Raw genomic sequence first — 20279 nt, forward strand, 5'->3', positions numbered from 1 at the left:
GGCAATCCATGGTCTGTCTTGGCACCCTGATGATGGCCTGGTTCATGGATTGCTTCGCCTGCGGCTCGCAATGACGAAGGGGAGGCGCCTTCCCCGTTGCTCCTCGCGTTCCGAACGCCTAACTCTCACCCCATGAACATCACCCGCCCCTTCGGCGACACGCTCGCGCTTATCGGCAATACCCCCATCGTCCGCCTCGCCGGCCCCTCCGCCGCCGCCGGCTGCGACATCTACGGCAAGTGCGAATTCGCCAACCCCGGCTCCTCGGTGAAGGACCGTGCGGCCTTGTGGATGATCCGCGATGCGGAGAACCGCGGCGATCTCAAGCCCGGCGGCACGGTGATCGAGGGGACGGCCGGCAACACCGGCATCGGCATCGCGCTCGTCGCCAATGCGCTGGGCTACAAGACGATCATCGTGATGCCCGACAACCAGTCCAAGGAGAAGATGGACACGCTGCGGGCGCTGGGCGCCGAGCTGGTGCTCGTCCCGCCGACCAAATATTCCGATCCCGGCCACTTCCAGCATGTCTCGCGCCGGATGGCCGAGGAGACGCCGGGCGCGGTCTGGGCCGGGCAGTTCGACAATGTCGCCAACCGCAAGGCGCATATCGAGGGCACCTCGCAGGAAATCTGGGAGCAGCTCGAAGGCCGCATCGACGGCTTTACCTGCGCGGCTGGCACCGGCGGCACCATCGCCGGGGTGGGGATGGGGCTGAAGGAGAAGGACCCCGAGATCCGCATCGCGCTGACCGATCCGCACGGCGCAGCGCTCTACAACTACTATGCCAAGGGCGTTCTCGAGGCTGAAGGCTCCTCGGTCGCCGAGGGGATCGGGCAGGGGCGCATCACCGCCAACCTCGAAGGCGCGCCGATCGACACGCAGTACCGCATCTCGGATGAGGAAGGCCTCGTCTGGGTCGAGCGGCTGCTGCGCGAGGAGGGCCTGTGCCTCGGCCTCAGCTCGGGGATCAATGTCGCGGGCGCGGTGGCGCTGGGCAAGGAACTGGTGGCCGAGGGCCGCCCGAACCCGCGGGTGGCGACGATCCTGTGCGACACCGGCTTCCGCTATCTCTCGACCCTCTACAACCCCGAATGGCTGGCCGCCAAGGGTCTGCCGTCCTTCGACTGGCTTCAGCAGGGAGCAGCGGCATGAGCGGACTTTCGTGGCGGGAACGCATGCGGCGGATGAACCAGCGCAGCCTGTTCGCTCCGGGCAGCACCGCGCCGGCGGCAGCGGGCGAGGTCGCGGGCGAACCGGTCGACATCCTCGCCCCCGCCAGCGTGCGGGCAGAGGCGGTGCAGCGGCTTCAGGTCGGGGTGGTGAGCATCGGCACGATGGTGCTGCTCGTCGGCCTTGCCAGCATCATCGGCGGGCAGGCTGACCGCAACGACAAGCTCGCCGTGCCCGAAGCGGCGCCCACGACCGAGCCGAGCGCGGCCGCCGCGCAGGCCAATCCGCTGGCGGATGCGGGCGTGGTGCCCGATATCGCCGCCCAGCCGAGCCCCTCGCCGAGCGTCAAGCCGCTCGACCTGCCGCCGCCGGACTCTGCGGGCAATGCCGCGCCCGGGCAATAGCGCCCTTTCCTTAGCGCTGACTCTCGCGCTGGCGCTGATGCTGGCGGGATGCGACCGCGCGCCCGCCATTGCCGACGCACCATCCTCCGCTGCGAGCGCGGCTGCGCCCGCCACGAGGCTCGGGCTGATGAGCAGCCTGCCGCTCTACTGGCCGGCCGGCGCCGGGATCGAAGACATCGCCAAGGGCACCGCGACCCCGCCCTGGCAGCGCGCCGCGCTGGAGGGGGCCTATGCGCTCGAACCGCTCGATACGCTTGCGCCCGTTCCCGGCCTGTCCGCCGATGCGCCCGCGACCGATCCGCTGGCGGGCCTGACGAGGCTCGCGGTGATCCAGCCGCGCGGGCTTTCCCCTGCCGACAATGTCGCGCTCGATGACTGGGTGCGCAGCGGGGGGCACCTGCTGCTGGTGCTCGATCCGGCGCTGACGGGGGAGTACGACGCCCCGCTCGGCGATCCGCGCCGCCCGGTCGATAGCGCGCTGATCCCGCCGGTGGTGGCGCGCTGGGGGCTCGCGGTCAGTTTCGACGAGGCGCAGGCCGGGGACGTCACGGCCGCGCCTTTCGGCCCGCTCTCAATCCCGCTCGCGTTGGCGGGCCTCATCGCGATCACCGATCCGTCAGCTTCGGCCTGCACGCTCGAGGCGGGCGGGGCGGCGGCGCGCTGCACGATCGGCAAGGGCAAGGTCACCCTGATCGCCGATGCCGCGATCTTCGAGCATCCCGAGCTTGCGGGCGAGGGCGGGGCGGCCTTGCGCGCCGTGATGGCGGAGGCGCTCAGATGACGGGCACGGGAAATCACGGGACGCGGGGGACTCGGGACTCGGACGGGCAGGGGAAATCGCGGGATGGCGCGGTTCCGCAGGCCGTTTCCGGGCGGAGTCTTGACCCCCCGGACGGGTTACGCAGTGATACTGTCAACGGGAGAAATGTTGTAAAAACAGTTTAATACCAAGTTTTCCCGCAAAATCCCCGAAAAATCCCTTTCATCCCCGCCCCATCCCCGATATGACCGGGGTCCATCAGACATGCCTGTATGTCGTGCTGTCAGCCGGTGGGGCTGGCGCAGGCCGTGCCGCTTGCGTGCGGCCGGGGCGGGGAAGGCGTGTCCGGGGGAATTTGAGCGCGTCGTTTTGCGGGACCGCCGGTCGCCGGTGCCGCGAGGGGTTAGAGGGGATCGCAGGCACGTGTCTGCTTTTGGAGCATATAATGGCCAAGCTTACTCGCCCGCGGGCGAGAAGGGCCGCTTTGTGCTTCCGCCCGAGTTCCGCAAGGCCGTGAAGGAAAGCTCCGCCGGCAACCGCACCCTCTGCCTTGGCGTCCACGACCGGCTCGATTGCCTCGTCGGCTTCGGCCTGTCGCGCATCGACCAGCTCAACGCGCAGCTCGACCGCGAGGAAAACCTCGCCATCGAACGCAAGGACTACGGCTTCGACCGCGATGTGCGCGCCGCGCAGCTTTTCGGCTTCTCGCAGCTGCCCTTCGACGACAGCGGCCGCTTCGTCATGCCCGAGCATCTGCGCGAGCTCGGCAAGGTGGGCGAGGGGCTCTATTTCCACGGCGCGGGCCACTTCTTCTTCATCTGGAACCCGGAGGAACTGGCGCGCATGGGCCCCGAATGGCGCGGGGCGCAGGCCGCCTGTGCCAAGCTGATGGCCGCGGGGAGGAAGGCGGCATGAGCCAGGCAGCCCCCCACATCCCCGTGCTGCTCGACGAGGTGATCGCCGCGCTTCAGCCGCGCCCCGGCATGACCATCGTCGATGCGACCTTCGGCGCGGGCGGTTACACCACCGCGCTGCTCGAAGCGGGCGCGACCGTCCACGCCTTCGACCGCGATCCCGATGCGATTGCGGCGGGGCAGGCGCTCGTGGCGCGCTACGAAGGCCGCCTTGCGCTCCACCCCGCGCGCTTTTCGGCGATGCGCGACGAGCTCGCCGCCGCCGGCGTGCCGCAGGTCGATGCGGTGGTGATGGATATCGGCGTGTCCTCGATGCAGCTCGACCAGGGCGAGCGGGGCTTTGCCTTCATGCACGACGGCCCGCTTGACATGCGCATGAGCCAGGCGGGCGAGAGTGCTGCCGATTTCCTCAACACCGCCGACGAGGAAGCGATCGCCGACGTGCTCTACCAGTATGGCGAGGAACGCCAGTCGCGCCGCGTCGCCCGCGCCATCGTCGCCGCGCGCCCGCTCTCGACCACCGGCGAGCTGGCCCGCGTGGTGCGCCGCGCCTTGGGCCACAAGCCGCACGACAAGAAGGACCCGGCGACCCGCACCTTTCAGGCCGTGCGCATCCATGTGAACGACGAGCTGGGCGAACTCGAAGCCGGCCTTGCCGCCGCCGAGGCGCTGCTGGGCGAGGGCGGGATCCTCGCCGTGGTCAGCTTCCACAGCCTCGAGGACCGCATCGTCAAGCACTTCTTCAAGGCGGCGAGCGGCGCGGGCCGTGCCGTTTCGCGCCACCTGCCCGGGGAAATCCCCGGGGCACCCCCAACCTTCGTGCAGGTTTCCAAGGCTATTCGTCCCTCAGAGGCCGAGATCGCCCGTAACCCGCGCGCCCGTTCATCCACCCTGCGCCATGCCATCCGCACCGGCGCGCCAGCGAGGAGCCTTGCCGCATGATGACCAGCTCTCAAGCCCGATCGCTCGGCTGGGCCGCTGTGCTCGCGATGTGCTTTGCCGCGGTGGTGGTGCTCAGTTTCAAGGTGCACGCGGTGCGCAGCGAGGTGCTGCTCGCCGAACGCCAGCTGATCGCGCTCCAGCGCGAGACGCTGCTGCTCGAAACCGAGTTCGAGACCCGCGCCAGCCAGCGCCAGCTCGCCGAATGGAACCAGGTCGAGTTCGGCTACGAGGCCCCGCGCGCCGGGCAGTTCCTCGATGGCGAGCGCCAGCTGGCGAGCCTTGGCGAGGTGCGCGGGCCCGATGCGCCTTCGCCGATCCGCCTTGCTAGCGCCGATGCCGACGAGATCGCCGCCGCCGCGGCCGACGCGCCCATGCGCTCGCCGGTGTCCGGCGCGAAGGTGACGCTCGCTTCTGCCGCGTCCGAGAAGGATGCCGGCGCGGTGTTCGCGCAAGCCTTCGGTGACTTCCTGATCGACGCCTCGCCGATCCGCCCCGCGCGGGCCGAAACCCCGGCGCGCGCCGCCAAGGGCGCCGCCGCCGCCGCGAAGGGAACCGGGGAATGAACACGCTGGCGGTCCACGCCGCCACGCCCGTCATTCCCGCCGGACGCCTGCCGAGCGCAGGGCTGCGCGCCCAGTTGCTGTGGGCGGCGCGCTTCCGGGTGCTGTGGCTGCTCGCAGGCTTCGTCGCCATCGCGCTTGTCGCGCTGCTGCGGATCGTCTCGCTCGGCCTGGGCGGCAATGCCCCGCAGCGCACCAGCCTCGAAGAGGCGCTGCTGCCCCCGCGCGGCGAGATCACCGACCGCAACGGCGCTCCGCTCGCGCGCGCCTTCCCGGCCTATGCCATGTGGTTCAACCCCAAGGCGATGGGCGACAATGGCGCGCCGCTGGTGCGCAGCCCCGCCGAGGTCGCCCGCGCATTGAAGGAAATCTTCCCCGACATCGACGAGGCGCGGATGGCCAAGCGCCTCGCCTCGGGGCAGTCGGGCTACCTGCGCCGCCGCATCCTGCCGGAGGAAGCCAACAAGGTCTTCGCGCTCGGCGAGATCGCGCTCGAAATCCCGCGCGAGACCGACCGCTACTACCCGCAGGGCACGCTCGCCGCGCATGTGCTGGGCTATGTGGTCGAGGACAAGGGCGGGCAGCTCGGCATGGAAGAGGTGCTCGAGGATCGCCTGAGCCACCCCGACCAGCGCACCGCGCCGGTCGAGCTCTCGCTTGACCTGCGTGTGCAGGGCGCGCTCGAGGACGAGCTGCGCCGCGGGATGCTCGCCACCAACGCGCTGGGCGCGGCGGGCATCGTGCTCGATGTCGACACCGGCGAGGTGATGGCGATGGCGAGCCTGCCGGAATTCGATCCCAACACCGCAGGCGCGAGCGGGGCGGTCAACGTCTTCAACCGCGCCACCAACGGCGTCTACGAACTCGGCTCGACCTTCAAGCCGCTGACGGTCGCCGCTGCCATCGACGCTGGCGTGGTGCGCGATCTCGGCCGCCAGTGGAATGCCGCGCCGGTGCCCGTGGGCAGCCGCACGATCAAGGATTCGCACGCGATGGGGCCTAGCCTCAACGTGCCGCAGGCGCTGGTGCATTCCTCCAACACCGTCACCGCGCGGGTCGCCGACGAGCTCGGGCCGGAACGCCTGCGCCGCGCGATGATTGATCTGGGCATGGACCGCCGCCCGTTCATCGAACTGCCCGCCAAAGGCAAGCCGCTGTGGCCGCAAGGCGACTGGAGCCGCGTCACCAACATGACCGTCGGCTTCGGCCACGGCCTCGCCGTGACCCCGCTGCACCTCGCCAGCGCCTATGCCGCGATGGTCAACGGCGGGATCTGGCGTCCGGCGACCCTGCTGAAGCTTGCGCCCGCCGACGTGCCGCGCGGACGCCGGGTGTTCAAGGAATCGACCTCCTCGCGCATGCGCCAGCTGCTGCGGATGATCTCGCTCTACGGGACCGGCAAGGCGGCTGACGCCCCCGGCTACCGCGTGGGCGGCAAGACCGGCTCGGCGGAGAAGGCTGGCGTGGGCGGCTATAACAAGACCGCGCTGGTCTCCTCCTTTGCTGCCGCCTTCCCGATGGACGCGCCGCGCTATGTCGTGGTGGTGGTGGTCGACGAGCCCAAGGGTACGATGGCCTCGAGCTTCCAGCGCACCGCCGCCTTCACCTCGGCCCCGATCGTCGGCAAGCTGGTGCCGCGCATCGGCCCGATGCTGGGCGTCCAGCCCGACGACAGCCGCGATGTCGATATCTCGGACCTGCGCTACCTCGTGGGCGGGGACAAGGAATGAAGCTGGGCGAACTCCTTGCCAAGGCGGGCCTGCCCGGCAGCGGTGACCAGGCCGTCACCGGCTTTGCCATCGATCACCGCAAGGTCGCTCCCGGAACCGTATTCGGCGCCTTCCAGGGCGCGCGTGTCAATGGCGAGGATTTCATCCCCGCCGCAGTTGAGGCTGGCGCGATTGCCGTCGTCGCCAGACCCGAAGCCCGCGTCGAGGGTGCGCTGCACCTTTCCGACGTCAACCCCCGACGCGCTTTTGCGCGCCTCGCCGCGGGCTTTTTTTCTCCCTACCCCGCCACCATCGTTGCGGTGACGGGGACCAACGGAAAGACCTCCACGGTCGAGATGACGCGCCAGATCTGGCGCATGGCGGGCGAGCGCGCGGCGAGCATCGGGACGCTCGGCGTGACCACGCCCGACGGTTCGGTCTCGACCGGGCTGACCACACCTGACATCGTCACCTTCCTCGCCAACATGGCGGGCCTTGCGCGTGAGGGCGTGAGCCATGTCGCCTACGAAGCCTCGAGCCACGGGCTCGACCAGTATCGCAACGAGGGCCTGACCGTTTCGGCGAGCGCCTTCACCAATTTCAGCCGCGACCATCTCGACTATCACGGCACGATGGAGGCCTATTTCGCGGCCAAGATGCGGCTGTTCACCGAGGTCGTCGCGCCCGGCAGCCCGGCGGTGATCCACGTTGGCGAGCTTGGGGCGGACGACGGCTCGGAATGGACCGCGAAGGCCATCGCGCAGGCACAGGCGCGCGGTCTCAAGGTGCTGACCGTGGGCGAGGGCGGAAGCTTCCTCAAGCTGGTCGCACGCGAACCCGGGCAATTGGGGCAGCTTCTTCACATCGAACATGAAGGCACGATGCGCAAGGTCAACCTGCCGCTGATCGGGGCCTATCAGGCGGCCAATGCGCTGGTTTCGGCGGGCCTTGCGATGGGGACGGGGATCGCGGCATCGTCCGTGTTCGACGCGCTCACCCGCCTGCAACCCGTGCGCGGGCGGCTGGAGCGCGCGGCGATCAACGCTGCCGGCGCGCCCGCCTATGTCGACTATGCCCACACCCCCGATGCGCTCGAAGCCGCCATCGCCGCGCTGCGCCCCCACGTGGCCGCGGGCGGCCGCCTGATTGTCGTCTTCGGGGCCGGGGGCGACCGCGACGCGGGCAAGCGACCGCAGATGGGCGAAGTCGCCGCGCGCGCTGCCGACATTGCCATCGTCACCGACGACAACCCCCGCTCGGAAGATCCCGCTGCGATCCGCGCCGCGATCATGGCGGGCGCGGGCCCCAACACCCGCGACATCGGCGGGCGCCGCGAAGCCATCGCCGCCGCAATTGGGGAAGCCGGGGCGCAGGACATTGTGCTGATCGCGGGCAAAGGCCACGAGCAGGGACAGATATTCGGGTCTGGAGACAACATGCGGATCGAAGCGTTCGACGATGTCGAAGTGGCGCGCGAGTGCGCCGGAGGGCAGTGTTAAATGAATATGCCGCTCGCTCACCCGATGCTGCACCAGTGGCCCGTCACGCAGCGTGACGCGCTCCCCCTCGCGCTGTGGACCGCCGCCGAGATCGCGGCTGCGACCGGCGGTATCGCCAGCCATGACTTCGAGGCGAGCGGCGTCGAGATGGATTCGCGCGACGTGAAGCCGGGCGATGTCTTCGTGGCATTGAAGGGCGAGGCGATGGACGGCCACCGCTTCGTCGAGGCGGCCTTTGCCAAGGGTGCGGTGGCGGCGATCGTCGACCGCCCGGTCGATTACCCGCACGTGCTGGTCACGGACACCACCGCCGCGCTCCACGCGCTCGCCCACGCCGCGCGCGACCGCGCTGTCGAGGCGGTGCGGATCGGGATCACCGGATCGGTCGGAAAGACCGGCATGAAGGAGGCGATCTTCGCCTGCCTCGACCGCGCCAGCCGCGGCGCGGCGCATCGCAGCGTGCGCAGCTACAACAACCATGTCGGCGTCCCGCTTTCGCTGGCGCGGATGCCCGCGCGGGCCAAGTTCGGCGTGTTCGAGATGGGCATGAACCACCAGGGCGAAATCGCGCCGCTTTCTGCTCATGCGAAGCCTCACGTGGCGCTGATCACCACCATCGCGCCCGCGCATATCGAGAACCTCGGCAGCCTCGAGGCCATCGCCGACGAGAAGTCGCAGATCTTCACCGGTCTTGTCGAAGGCGGCGTCGCGATCATTCCGGCTGACAGCGAATGGGCCGAGCAGATGATCGGCCACGCCAAAGCCTGCGGCGCGCATGTCGTGACCTTCGGCCGCGCCAAGACCGCCGATGTGCGGCTGCTCGACGCGATCCCGGCGGCAGGCGGCGGCTCGCTCGTCACCGCCGACCTTGGCGACCGGCGCATCTGCTACACCATTGCCGAGCCGGGCGAGCACTGGATCGTCAATTCCTTGGGAGTCATGGCGGCCGTGCGTGCGGCTGGCGGCGATCTCGCCAGCGCCGGCCTCGCGCTCGCCGAGATGGGCGGCCTCAAGGGCCGCGGCGCGCGCCATAACCTCAGCGTCGCCGGCGGCACCGCTCTGCTGATCGACGAGAGCTACAACGCCAACCCCGCCTCGATGCGCGCGACCCTCAAGGCGCTCGCCGCCACGCCCGCCACCCGGCGGCTCGCAGTGCTCGGCTCGATGAAGGAGCTGGGCGACTTTGCCGATGCCTTCCACCGCCAGCTCGCCGAGCCGATGGCCGAGGCCGGCGTCACCCACGCGATCCTCGTCGGCGACGAGATGCGCGCCCTCGCGGACGAATTGGGGAAACTGTCCACAGGCCCGCTTGGCAAGGCCCTCACCTTCGCCCATTGCGAGGGGCCTGCCGAGGCGATTGCGGCGCTCGGGCAGTTCGGCCTCGCCAAGGGGGATGCGGTGCTGGTCAAGGGGTCCAATTCGGTCGGGCTCGGCAGGCTGGTGTCACATTTTACCGAGAATGCCCGCGCCTGAGGCGCATCCGGAGGCTCAGGCCCGGTGACGGGCGCAAGGGACGACTGAATGCTCTACCTGCTTGCCGAGTGGCTTGGCTTCGAAGGCATCCTCAATCTGGTGCGTTACCAGAGCTTCCGCGCGGGCGCGACGCTGATGACCGCGCTGCTGATCGGCCTCGTGATCGGACCCCGTTTCATCAACCTGCTGCGCGTGCGCCAGGGCAAGGGCCAGCCGATCCGGCTCGACGGCCCGCAGACGCACCTTGCCAAGCGCGGCACGCCGACGATGGGCGGGCTGATGATCCTCGTCTCGCTGACGCTGGCGCTGCTGATCTGGATGAACCTGGCCAGCCCCTTCGTCTGGGCGTGCCTTGCCGTCACGATCGGCTTCGGGATCATCGGCTTTCTCGACGATTACGACAAGGTCTCGAAGAACAGCCATGCGGGCGTGCCGGCGCGCGTCCGGTTGCTGGGCGAGTTCGTGGTAGCGGGCGGCGCGGCGTGGCTGATCGTCAGCCAGATCAACACCAACCTCTACCTGCCCTTCCTCACCGGCGTGAGCATCCCGCTTGGGCCGGCCTATTATGTCTTCGCCGCCTTCGTGATCGTGGGCGCGGGCAATGCCGTGAACCTCACCGACGGGCTCGATGGCCTGGCGATCATGCCGGTGATCATTGCGGCGGGCACCTTCGCGATCATCTGCTATCTGGCGGGCCGCGCGGACTTCTCGAACTATCTCGGCATCCCGCATGTGCCCGGTGCTGGCGAACTGGCGATCTTCTGCGCCGCGATCATGGGCGCAGGCCTCGCCTTCCTGTGGTTCAACGCGCCGCCTGCCGCGGTGTTCATGGGCGACACCGGCAGCCTTGCGCTCGGCGGCGCGCTGGGCGCGATCGCGGTCGCCTCGCACCATGAAGTCGTGCTCGGCATCGTCGGCGGGTTGTTCGTGCTCGAGGCGGTCAGCGTCATCGTGCAGGTCTTCTGGTTCAAGCGCACCGGCAAGCGGGTGTTCCGCATGGCCCCGATCCACCACCATTTCGAGCAGCTCGGCTGGAGCGAGAGCAAGGTCGTGATCCGCTTCTGGATCATCGCCATCGTGCTCGCGCTGATCGGGCTGTCGACGCTGAAACTGCGGTAAGGGAGGGGCGCGCGGCGTGATCACCTCCCCCGCCTTCAAGGGCAAGCGCTATGCGGTGCTCGGCCTCGCCCGTTCGGGCGCGGCGGCGGCCGAGGCCTTGCTGGCGAGTGGGGCGGAAGTGATCGGCTGGGACCGCCAGCCCCACGCGCGCGAGGTGTTCGAGGGGCGCTGCCGGTTGATCGACCCGCTGGAGCTTGACCTCACCGGCTTTGCGGGCGTCGTCGTCTCGCCCGGCGTACCGCTGAACTCGCACCCCATCGGGCCGCACACCTGGCAATATGGCCTGCCCGTGATCGGCGACATCGAGCTGTTCGCCGCCGCCCGTGCGAGCCTGCCGCCGCACAAGGTCGTCGGCATCACCGGCACCAACGGCAAGTCGACCACCACCGCGCTGACGCACCACATCCTTGCGACCGCGGGCATCCCGACGGTGATGGGCGGTAACATCGGCGATCCGATCCTCGGGCAGGAGCCGCTGCCGGAAGGCGGCATCTATGTGCTCGAACTGTCGAGCTTCCAGATCGACCTCACCTTCACCCTCGATTGCGATGTCGCCGCGCTGACCAACATCACGCCCGATCACCTCGATCGCTACGCCGGGTTCGAGGCCTATGCCGCCTCCAAGGAACGGCTGTTCCAGATGCAGGAGCACGGCACGGCGATCATCTGTGATGAAGACGCGCCGACCACCGCCATCGCGGACCGGCTCGCCGCGGCGGGCAAGCCGCTGGTGCGGGTGAATACCGCCGATCTCGATGCGGCGGGGCTGGCCGAGGGACGCTCGCCCTCGCTCGCGGGCCCGCACAATGCCCAGAATGCCGCCGTCGCGGTCGCGATCTGCCGCCAGCTCGGCCTCAGCGACGCGCAGATTGCCGAGGGCCTCGCCTCCTACCGCGGCTTGCCCCACCGCATGGAGCGGGTGTGCGAGGTCGAGGGCGTGACCTACATCAACGACAGCAAGGCGACCAACGCCGCCTCCGCCGCCCCCGCGCTTGCCGCCTTTCCGCCTGATCCTGCCATCAACGGCGGCGCGCCCCGCATCCACTGGATCGTCGGCGGGCTGCCCAAGGAAGATGGCCTCGGCGCATGTGCCGATCACCTCGCCAACATCGCCGCCGCCTATACCGTGGGCGAGGCCGGGCCGATGTTTGCGGACCTGCTTGAAGGCCAGGTGAAGGTCGAGCGCTGCGAGCTCATCAGCGAGGCCGCGCGCCGCGCGGCCGAGGCGGCGCATCCGGGCGATGTCGTATTGCTGAGCCCGGCCTGCGCCTCCTATGACCAGTTCCGCGACTACGAGAAGCGCGGTCTGCACTTCCGCCAGATGGTCGGCGCGATCGCCGGCTGCGACACCTGTCTCGATCCCGAAAGCCGGAGCATCCTGCCATGACCGCACCGGCCTACACCTCGCCCACGCGCGTGAGGGGCAGCGGCAATTACCTGCCCCCCGTGCCGGTGCAGAAGCGCTGGCGTGACAGCATCCGCATCTGGTGGCGCGAGATCGACAAGATGCTGCTGCTGCTGATCGGCCTGCTGATGGCGGTCGGCATCGTCGCCGTCGCCGCGGCCTCGCCCGCAAGCGCCGACCAGCTTTCGACCGCCAAGGAGCGGGTGCCCGATTTCATGTTCTTCCAGCGGCACATCGTGTTCCAGCTGATGGGGCTGACGCTGATGATCGGCCTCAGTTTCCTCGAACGCGATCAGGCGCGCCGGCTCGGCATTCTGGTCGGCGCGGTGATGCTGGCGCTGCTGTTCGTGGTGCCCTTCATCGGCGAGGAAAAGAACGGCGCGCGGCGCTGGATCAATGTCGGCATGAGCCTCCAGCCGTCGGAATTCCTCAAACCCGGCTTTGCGATCATCTGCGCGTGGATTCTGAGCTGGCGGCTGCGCGATCCGGGCCTGCCGGTGATCGCCTTCGTCACCGGCTTCTTCGGCCTGATCGCCGCGCTGCTGATGCTCCAGCCGAACCTCGGCGATGCGATCCTGTTCGGCGGTATCTGGCTCGTCATGGTGCTGCTGGCCGGCCTGCCGTGGCAGCGCATCGCGGGCGTGGGCGTGGCGGGCGCCCTCGGCCTGACGCTCGCCTACATGTTCTACGACAACGCGCGCCACCGTATCGACGGCTTCCTCGGCGGCGGCACGGCCTTCGATCAGGTCGACCTTGCGCAGCGCACCATCACCGCGGGCGGGTGGACGGGCACCGGCCTGTGGCTCGGCATCCGCAAGATGAACCTGCCCGAGGCCCACACCGACTACATCTTCTCGGTGATCGGCGAGGAGTTCGGGCTGATCATGTGCGGCATGATCGTGCTGCTCTACTGCGCGCTGGTGCTGCGCGCGCTGATGCGGCTGACGGGTGAGGACAACCTCTTCGCCCTGCTCGCGGGCGCGGGCCTCATCACCCAGTTCGGCGGGCAGGCCTTCATCAACATCCTCGTGAACCTCAAGCTGTTCCCCTCCAAGGGGATGACCCTGCCGCTGATTTCCTACGGCGGTTCATCGACACTGGCGGTGTGCTTCACGCTTGGGCTATTGCTCGCGATCACCCGGCGCAATCCGTTCCTCGCCCGCGAGGGGACGAGCCTGCGCGACCTGATCGAACGCAAGGACGAACGCCCATGACGAGCGAACCCCGCACCGGCGCTTCCCGCCATTTCGTGCTGGCGGCCGGCGGCACCGGCGGCCACCTGATCCCGGCCTTCGCGCTCGCGGCCGAGCTGCACGCGCGCGGGCATCACGTGGCGCTGATCACCGATGCGCGCGGGGCCAATATTCCGGGCAAGCCCGACTTCATGCCCGCCCATGTCCTGCCCGCAGGCCGCTTCGGCAAGAACCCGCTGGGCTGGCCCGCCGGCATCCGCGCGGTGATGGAAGGCCGGGCGATGGCGCTGCGGCTGTTCGAGCACTTCCAGCCCTCGGCCATCGTCGGCTTCGGCGGCTATCCCGCGCTCCCCGCGCTGCTCGCCGCGACCTCGGCCAAGCTGCCGAGCATCGTCCACGAACAGAACGCGGTGCTCGGCCGCGTCAACCGCCTGCTGGCAGGGCGGGTGGACGCGATCGCGACCTCGTACGAAAGCGTCGACCGCCTCAGCCCCAAGCACGCTGGCAAGGTCCACCTCGTCGGCAATCCCGTGCGCGCCGATGTGCTGGCGCTGCGCGAACAGGATTTCCCCGCCTTCACCGAGGAGAGCCTGCTGCGCATCCTCGTCACCGGCGGATCGCAGGGGGCGAGCGTGCTGTCGCAGGTGGTGCCCGATGGCCTCGCCATGCTGCCGCCGGCGCTGCGCCAGCGCCTTCAGGTCACGCAGCAATGCCGCCCCGAGGACCTCGAGGCGGTGCGCAAGCGCTATGCCGAGCATGACATTCCCGCCGAACTCGGCACCTATTTCGAGGACATGCACGAGCGGCTGGCCGACGCGCACCTGTTCATCGGCCGCGCGGGCGCCTCGACCATTGCCGAGCTCACCGCCGTGGGCCGCCCGGCGATCCTCGTGCCGCTCCCCATCGCCACCGACGACCACCAGGCCGCCAACACCCGCGAGATGGTGAAGGCGGGCGGGGCGCGGATGATCCGGCAGGACGCGTTCCAGCCCAAGGAGCTCGCCAAGCAGATACAGGTCATGGCGATGAACCCGGCGAGCCTCGCCAACGCCGCCCATTGCGCCTTCAACTGCGGGCGCCCCGATGCGGCGAAGGATCTCGCCGACCTCGTCGAAAGCATGAGCGGGATCGATCTCATGGACGTGATCCGCGTCGGCGAGGCTGCACCTGCGGCCACCGCCGCCGCCGCGCGCCCCGCCACCGGGACGGCCTGCGCAGAAGCCAAGGAACAGACAGAGGCATGAAGGGCGTCGGCACCGATATCGGCATCATCCACTTCGTCGGCATCGGCGGGATCGGCATGTCGGGCATCGCCGAGGTGATGCATAACCTGGGCTACCAGGTGCAGGGCAGCGACATTGCCGAGGGCCCGAGCGTCGAGCGGCTGCGCGCGCGCGGGATCACCGTGCACGTGGGCCACAAGGCCGAGAACGTCGCGGGCGTCGCTGTGGTCGTCACCTCGACCGCCGTGCGCCGCACCAACCCCGAAGTCGCCGCGGCGCTCGAAGCCCGGGTTCCCGTGGTGCGCCGCGCGGAAATGCTCGCCGAGCTGATGCGCCTCAAGTCCACCGTCGCGGTGGCGGGCACCCACGGCAAGACCACCACGACCTCGATGATCGCGACCCTGCTCGATGCGGGCGGGATCGACCCCACCGTGATCAATGGCGGGATCATCGAGCAATATGGCTCGAACGCGCGGCTGGGCGATTCCGACTGGATGGTCGTGGAAGCCGACGAGAGCGACGGCAGCTTCCTGCGCCTCGATGGCACCATCGCGGTCGTCACCAATATCGATCCCGAACACCTCGACCATTACGGCGATTTCGATGGCGTGAAGCGCGCCTTCGTGGAGTTCATCCACAACGTCCCCTTCTACGGCGCGGCGGTGCTGTGCGTGGACCATCCCGTCGTGCAGGCGGTGATCGGCGATGTGCGCGACCGCAAGGTCGTGACCTACGGCTTCTCGCTCCAGGCCGATATCTGCGGGGTCAACATCCGCAGCGAGGACGGGGGCAACTCCTTTGACGTGATCGTCCGCCAGCGCGGTCTGGAAGATCGCCGGATCGAGGGCGTCCACCTGCCGATGCCCGGCCGTCACAACGTCCAGAACGCGCTCGCCGCGATTGCCGTCGCGATCGAGATGGGCTGCTCGGACGAAGTGATCCGCACCGGCTTTGCCCGCTTCGGCGGCGTGCGGCGGCGCTTCACCCGCGTCGGCGCGGTGGAGCTCGATGGCGGCAAGGTCACCGTGATCGACGACTACGCCCACCACCCGGTCGAAATCCGCGCCGTGCTCAGCGCCGCGCGCGAGGCTGTGTCGGCAGGCGGGCGCGTCATCGCGGTCGCCCAGCCGCACCGCTACACCCGCCTCAAGGACCTGATGAACGACTTCCAGTCGTGCTTCGACGATGCCGACATCGCCTATGTCGCCCCGGTTTACCCCGCGGGCGAGGAGCCGATCGAGGGCGTCGACCATGCCGCGCTGGTGGCGGGCATGAAGGCCCGCGGGCACCGTGCCGCGCGCGAGATTGCGGGCGCCGATGCGCTCGCCGAGACGCTCGCGGGCGAAGTGGTGCCGGGCGATCTCGTCGTCTGCCTCGGCGCGGGCGACATCACCAAGTGGGCCGCGGGCCTCGCGCCCGCGATCACCGCCCGCCGGGGAGCGCAGGCGGCATGAACCAGCCGGGCGATACCTATATCTACGACGACGGTTCGGCCCCGACCTGCGCGGTTGAGGGCGCGGTGAGCGCGCCCGTGCCGCTCGACGGCATCCGCGGCAAGCTGACCTGCAAGGCCCCGCTTGCGCCCTATACCTGGTTCAAGACCGGCGGGCCGGCCGACTGGCTGTTCGAGCCTGCCGACATCGAAGACCTCAAGACCTTCCTCGAACGGCTCGATGGCGAGATTCCGGTCATGGCGCTGGGCCTCGGCTCGAACATGATCGTCCGCGATGGCGGCGTGCCCGGCGTGGTGGTGCGGCTCGGCAAGAGCTTCGCCAAGGTCGCGCATACCGGCGAGATGGAACTGACCTGCGGCGGCGGGGCGAGCGGCATCCTGGTGGCCTCGACCGCGCGCGACCTCGGTATTGCGGGGCTGGAATTCCTGCGCGGCATCCCCGGCACGGTCGGCGGCTTCGTGCGCATGAACGGCGGCGCTTACGGGCGCGAGGTGGCCGATGTGCTGCTCGACTGTGCGGTGATCCTCCACGACGGCAGCTTCATCACCTTGAACGCCGAGGAACTCGACTATTCCTACCGCCACTCGGCCCTTCCCGAGGGGGCGATCGTGGTCTCCGCGCGCTTCCGCGGCCACCCGGGCGAGCCTGCCGCGATCGGCGCGGAGATGGACCGCATCGCCGCCGCGCGGGAGGCCTCGCAGCCGCTGCGCACCAAGACGGGCGGATCGACCTTCAAGAACCCCGAGGGCCACAAGGCGTGGCAGCTTGTCGATCAGGCGGGCTGCCGGGGCCTGACGCTGGGCGGTGCGCAGGTCTCCGAGAAGCACACCAACTTCCTCATCAACACCGGCACCGCCACCAGCGCCGACATTGAAGGCCTCGGCGAAATGGTGCGCGACAAGGTCTATGCCCAGACGGGCGTGAGCCTCGAGTGGGAAATTCAGCGGGTGGGGCGGCCGTGAGGAACCACGCACCACAGCCCTTCGCCTCGAGCCCTTCGGCAGGCTCAGGACAGGCTGCCGACTATCTGTCGCCAGTCGAGAGGCAGGAGAGCGGTGTCTCGACTTCGCTCGACACGAACGGAATTGAAGGATGACTTTTGCCAAACCCCTCCACGTCGCGGTCCTGATGGGCGGCTGGGCGAACGAGCGGCAGGTCTCGCTGACTAGCGGCGCGGGCGTCGCCGATGCGCTCGAGAGCAAGGGGCACCGCGTCACGCGGATCGACATGGGGCGCGATGTTGCCCTGCGCCTGCATGAGGCAAAGCCCGATGTCGTCTTCAACGCGCTCCACGGGGTGCCGGGGGAGGACGGGACGGTGCAGGGGATGCTCGACCTGATGGGGCTTGCCTACACACACTCGGGCCTCGCCACCTCCGTGATCGCGATCGACAAGCAGCTGACCAAGCAGGCGCTGGTGCCCCACGGCATCCCCATGCCGGGCGGGCGGATCGTGACGCGTGACGAGCTTTACCAGCGCGACCCGCTGCCGCGCCCCTATGTGCTGAAGCCCGTGAACGAGGGATCGTCGGTCGGCGTCGCCATCGTCACCGCGGACAGCAATGTCGGCAACCCGATCATCCCGCAGGCGACCGGCCCGTGGCAGGAATTTGCCGAACTGCTCGCCGAGCCCTTCATCAAGGGCCGTGAACTCACCGCCGCGGTGCTCGACGGCCCCGATGGCCCGCGCGCGCTCGGCGTCACCGAACTGATCGTCGCCAACGGCTTCTACGATTACGAGAACAAGTACACCGCCGGGCGTACCGAGCACATCTTCCCCGCCAAGCTCCCGCCGGAGATCACCGCCCTGTGCGAGGCCTATGCGGTCAAGGCGCATCAGGTATTGGGCTGCCACGGCACCAGCCGCACCGATTTCCGCTGGGACGAGGAAGCGGGCGAGGACGGGCTGTTCGTGCTCGAAACCAACACCCAGCCGGGCATGACGCCCCTGAGCCTCGTGCCCGAACAGGCGGCGGGCTGCGGCATCTCCTACGCCGATCTGGTCGAGATGCTGTGCGCGGAGGCCCTGCGGGTTCATGCCCTCAAGCAAAAGGGAGGCAGCGATGGCGCAGCAGATCAGGCGTAACGGCACCCCCGGTGTCCGCCGTGCGGCCAAGGCGCAGAGCCGCGCCGTGGTCGCCCGCAAGGCGCGCGGGCAGGCGAGCGGCGTGCTCGACCGGATCATGGGCGCGCTGCCCTTCACCGAGGAACAGTGGAGCCGCATCTGGCTCGCCATGATCATCGGCACGGGCGTGGGCGTCGCCTTCATCATCGCCAGCCTTGCCGGGGTTCCCGCGCTGGCGCAGGCGCAGGTCGCCTCGATCGCGGCCGATGCGGGCTTCACGGTGCAGAACGTGCGCGTGACGGGCACCAGCCGGATGGACGAGCAGCAGGTCTATGCCCGCGCGCTCGCCACCCGCAACCAGGCGATGCCCGATGTCGATATCGCCAAGCTGCGCGAAGATCTGCGTGCGCTGCCGTGGGTCAAGGACGCGCGGGTCTCGATCCAGCTGCCCCACACGCTCGCCATCGACATCGTCGAGCGCGAGCCGCACGCGGTGCTGGAGAAGGCCGACCGGCTGATGCTGATCGACGCAAGCGGGGTTGAGCTCGAACCGGTCGCCGCTGCCAAGGCCAAGGGCATGCTGCGCCTTGCCGGGCCGGGGGCGGGCAAGCAGGCGCAGGCGCTCGAGACGCTGCTCGCCGCCGCGCCCGCACTGGCGCCCAAGGTCGAGGCGGCCGAGTGGGTCGGCAACCGCCGCTGGAACCTCACCTTCACCACCGGCCAGCTGCTCGCCCTGCCCGAAGGCGAGGTCGAGGCGGCGACGGCGCTGGTCAAGTTCGCCCGGCTTGACGGCAAGAACCGGCTATTGGGCGGCAAGGTGATCGCTTTCGACATGCGTACGCCCCCGCGGCTCTACCTCCGCCTGCCCGACGCCGTGGGCAAGCCCAAGGTCGTCGCCGCGCCCGAAGAGAACGGCAAGACCGGCGGGGAGACCACCTGATGGCCAGCCGCGCCACATCTGCCCAGCGCCGCCTCGCGCGCACCTATGCCGCGGTCAATGTCGGCAGCTTCCGCATCTCGGCCATGATCATGGGCGAGACCGAGAACGGCGACTTGCAGGTATTGGGCAGCGGCCACCGTGCCAGCGCCGGGATCAAGCGGGGCTATGTGACCGACATGGGCGCGGCCAGCCACGCGATCCGCGACGCGGTGGAGCGCGCGGAGAAGAGCGCCAACACCCCCGTCAGGAGCGTGTGGATCGCCTGCGCCGGCGCGGGGCTCGCCAGCCACGTGGTCGCGGTCGATATCGAGATCGGCGGGCGTCGGATCGAGGACGAGGACGTCGAGGCCCTGCTGGTCGAGGCGCAGGACATGATCCAGCCCGATGGCCGCAAGGTGCTCCACGCCCAGCCTGCGCATTACACATTGGATGGCGCCCACGGCGTCGCCAACCCGCGCGGGCTTCATGCCGAGCGGCTCGGGGTCGATATCCACGTGATGCTCGCCGATGGCGCGCCGGTGCGGAACCTCACCGAAGCGGTGCAGAACGCGCATCTCGAGGTCGAGGGCGTGGTCGCCGCGCCGCTCGCCGCCGGGCACGCCTGTCTGACGCCGGAAGAGCGCGAGCTTGGCGTTGCGCTGGTCGAGATCGGGGCGGACATCACCAATGTCGCGGTCTTCGCGGGCGGGATGCTGCTCGGGCTCCACGCGATCCCGATGGGATCGGGCTCGATCACCGATGCGATCGCCTCGAGCTTCGGCATCCGCCGCTCGCAGGCCGAGCGGCTCAAGTGCGTCGCCGGATCGGCGGTCGCCAGCCCTTCGGACCACCGCGAGCTGATCCCGGTCAGCGGGCCCCAGGAACTGGGGGGCGAGGGCGGGGAGGGCGGCGCGCCCGTCGGCCCGCTCGCGCGCGGGGCGGACGACAAGAACCGCATCGTGCGCGCCGAGCTGATCGCGGTGGTGACGCAGCAATTGTCGGTGCTGACCGGCGAGGTCGGCAAGGCGCTCAAGACAATGGGCTTTGCCGGCGCGCGCGCGGGGCAGGTCGTGCTCACCGGCGGGGGAGCCGAGCTTGCCGGTATGGCCGATTTCATGCAGGGTGCGCTCGGACAGCCGGTGCGGCTCGGGCGTCCACCGCAGCTCACCGGCATGCCCGAAGCGCACCACGCGCCGGGCTTCGCGACGCTGGCGGGCCTGTGTCTCTACGCCGCCGACGACCCGGTCGATATCCGCGCAGTAGGCACGCGGCGCGCAGGGGTGTACAAGGCCTTCACGCGCGAAAGCGGGATCATGGCGCTGCTGACGCGGCTGTTCCGCGCGCTGAAGGAGTATTTCTGAGCGGTGCGGCGGCCGGTTGACGCAGGGGCCGCCACGGAAAACGCCGCAAGCGATGCTGTGGATAAGGGTTTTGCCGCTATAAAATGTGCAACCCGATTATGTCAGAG

At 69.3% G+C, this 20279-nt stretch carries 18 protein-coding genes; all 18 read left to right on the plus strand.

Features of this window, described 5'->3' with window-relative positions; genetic code table 11:
* Positions 1-132: 132 nt before the first annotated feature.
* The 18 genes from BZF57_RS02015 (at position 133) to ftsA (ending at position 20172) form a co-directional block, all read left to right on the plus strand.
* On the plus strand, positions 133-1155 hold the full coding sequence (locus BZF57_RS02015) for a cysteine synthase A (protein ID WP_086734072.1): 1023 nt from the start codon (positions 133-135) through the stop codon (positions 1153-1155).
* Positions 1152-1577, plus strand: coding sequence for a hypothetical protein (locus BZF57_RS02020; protein ID WP_086734074.1), 426 nt, complete (start codon positions 1152-1154; stop codon positions 1575-1577). The genes BZF57_RS02015 and BZF57_RS02020 overlap by 4 nt, the downstream gene beginning before the upstream one ends.
* A gap of 37 nt (positions 1578-1614) precedes the next feature.
* The gene (locus BZF57_RS02025) at positions 1615-2358 is read left to right on the plus strand and encodes a DUF4350 domain-containing protein (protein ID WP_240505819.1); all 744 of its coding nucleotides are present in this window, start codon (positions 1615-1617) and stop codon (positions 2356-2358) included.
* A gap of 465 nt (positions 2359-2823) precedes the next feature.
* On the plus strand, positions 2824-3252 hold the full coding sequence (locus BZF57_RS02030) for a division/cell wall cluster transcriptional repressor MraZ (protein WP_240505820.1): 429 nt from the start codon (positions 2824-2826) through the stop codon (positions 3250-3252).
* A complete protein-coding gene (gene rsmH / locus BZF57_RS02035; RefSeq protein ID WP_086734080.1) occupies positions 3249-4193 on the plus strand; it encodes a 16S rRNA (cytosine(1402)-N(4))-methyltransferase RsmH in 945 nt (314 codons plus the stop codon). The genes BZF57_RS02030 and rsmH overlap by 4 nt, the downstream gene beginning before the upstream one ends.
* On the plus strand, positions 4190-4756 hold the full coding sequence (locus BZF57_RS02040; protein ID WP_086734082.1) for a hypothetical protein: 567 nt from the start codon (positions 4190-4192) through the stop codon (positions 4754-4756). The genes rsmH and BZF57_RS02040 overlap by 4 nt, the downstream gene beginning before the upstream one ends.
* Positions 4753-6483 carry a peptidoglycan D,D-transpeptidase FtsI family protein gene (locus BZF57_RS02045; RefSeq protein WP_206073178.1) on the plus strand — a complete coding sequence of 577 codons (1731 nt, stop codon included), beginning with the start codon at positions 4753-4755 and terminating at the stop codon, positions 6481-6483. Before BZF57_RS02040 ends, BZF57_RS02045 begins: the two co-directional genes overlap by 4 nt.
* Positions 6480-7961: a UDP-N-acetylmuramoyl-L-alanyl-D-glutamate--2,6-diaminopimelate ligase gene (locus BZF57_RS02050; protein WP_086734084.1), complete on the plus strand. Its 1482-nt coding sequence runs from the start codon at positions 6480-6482 to the stop codon at positions 7959-7961. The genes BZF57_RS02045 and BZF57_RS02050 overlap by 4 nt, the downstream gene beginning before the upstream one ends.
* Entirely contained in the window at positions 7962-9434 is a 1473-nt protein-coding gene (locus BZF57_RS02055; protein WP_086734086.1) for a UDP-N-acetylmuramoyl-tripeptide--D-alanyl-D-alanine ligase, read from the plus strand.
* Between the two features lie 48 nt (positions 9435-9482).
* Positions 9483-10553: a phospho-N-acetylmuramoyl-pentapeptide-transferase gene (mraY, locus tag BZF57_RS02060; protein ID WP_086734088.1), complete on the plus strand. Its 1071-nt coding sequence runs from the start codon at positions 9483-9485 to the stop codon at positions 10551-10553.
* A gap of 16 nt (positions 10554-10569) precedes the next feature.
* Positions 10570-11940 carry a UDP-N-acetylmuramoyl-L-alanine--D-glutamate ligase gene (gene murD / locus BZF57_RS02065; RefSeq protein ID WP_086734090.1) on the plus strand — a complete coding sequence of 457 codons (1371 nt, stop codon included), beginning with the start codon at positions 10570-10572 and terminating at the stop codon, positions 11938-11940.
* Positions 11937-13172, plus strand: coding sequence for an FtsW/RodA/SpoVE family cell cycle protein (locus BZF57_RS02070; protein ID WP_086734092.1), 1236 nt, complete (start codon positions 11937-11939; stop codon positions 13170-13172). The genes murD and BZF57_RS02070 overlap by 4 nt, the downstream gene beginning before the upstream one ends.
* Positions 13169-14395 carry an undecaprenyldiphospho-muramoylpentapeptide beta-N-acetylglucosaminyltransferase gene (murG, locus tag BZF57_RS02075; protein WP_086734094.1) on the plus strand — a complete coding sequence of 409 codons (1227 nt, stop codon included), beginning with the start codon at positions 13169-13171 and terminating at the stop codon, positions 14393-14395. Before BZF57_RS02070 ends, murG begins: the two co-directional genes overlap by 4 nt.
* Positions 14392-15828, plus strand: a complete 1437-nt coding sequence (gene murC / locus BZF57_RS02080; RefSeq protein WP_086734096.1) for a UDP-N-acetylmuramate--L-alanine ligase — start codon at positions 14392-14394, stop codon at positions 15826-15828. Before murG ends, murC begins: the two co-directional genes overlap by 4 nt.
* Complete coding sequence (gene murB / locus BZF57_RS02085) at positions 15825-16790, plus strand: UDP-N-acetylmuramate dehydrogenase (protein ID WP_240505821.1); 966 nt, start codon at positions 15825-15827, stop codon at positions 16788-16790. The genes murC and murB overlap by 4 nt, the downstream gene beginning before the upstream one ends.
* 130 nt (positions 16791-16920) lie before the next feature.
* Entirely contained in the window at positions 16921-17913 is a 993-nt protein-coding gene (locus BZF57_RS02090) for a D-alanine--D-alanine ligase (RefSeq protein ID WP_086734098.1), read from the plus strand.
* Positions 17891-18832, plus strand: coding sequence for a cell division protein FtsQ/DivIB (locus tag BZF57_RS02095; RefSeq protein ID WP_086734100.1), 942 nt, complete (start codon positions 17891-17893; stop codon positions 18830-18832). The genes BZF57_RS02090 and BZF57_RS02095 overlap by 23 nt, the downstream gene beginning before the upstream one ends.
* A complete protein-coding gene (gene ftsA, locus BZF57_RS02100; protein ID WP_086734102.1) occupies positions 18832-20172 on the plus strand; it encodes a cell division protein FtsA in 1341 nt (446 codons plus the stop codon). The genes BZF57_RS02095 and ftsA overlap by 1 nt, the downstream gene beginning before the upstream one ends.
* The last annotated feature ends 107 nt before the right edge of the window (positions 20173-20279 follow it).

It is taken from the genome of Erythrobacter colymbi (genome assembly GCF_002155685.1).
Taxonomy (GTDB): domain Bacteria; phylum Pseudomonadota; class Alphaproteobacteria; order Sphingomonadales; family Sphingomonadaceae; genus Erythrobacter; species Erythrobacter colymbi.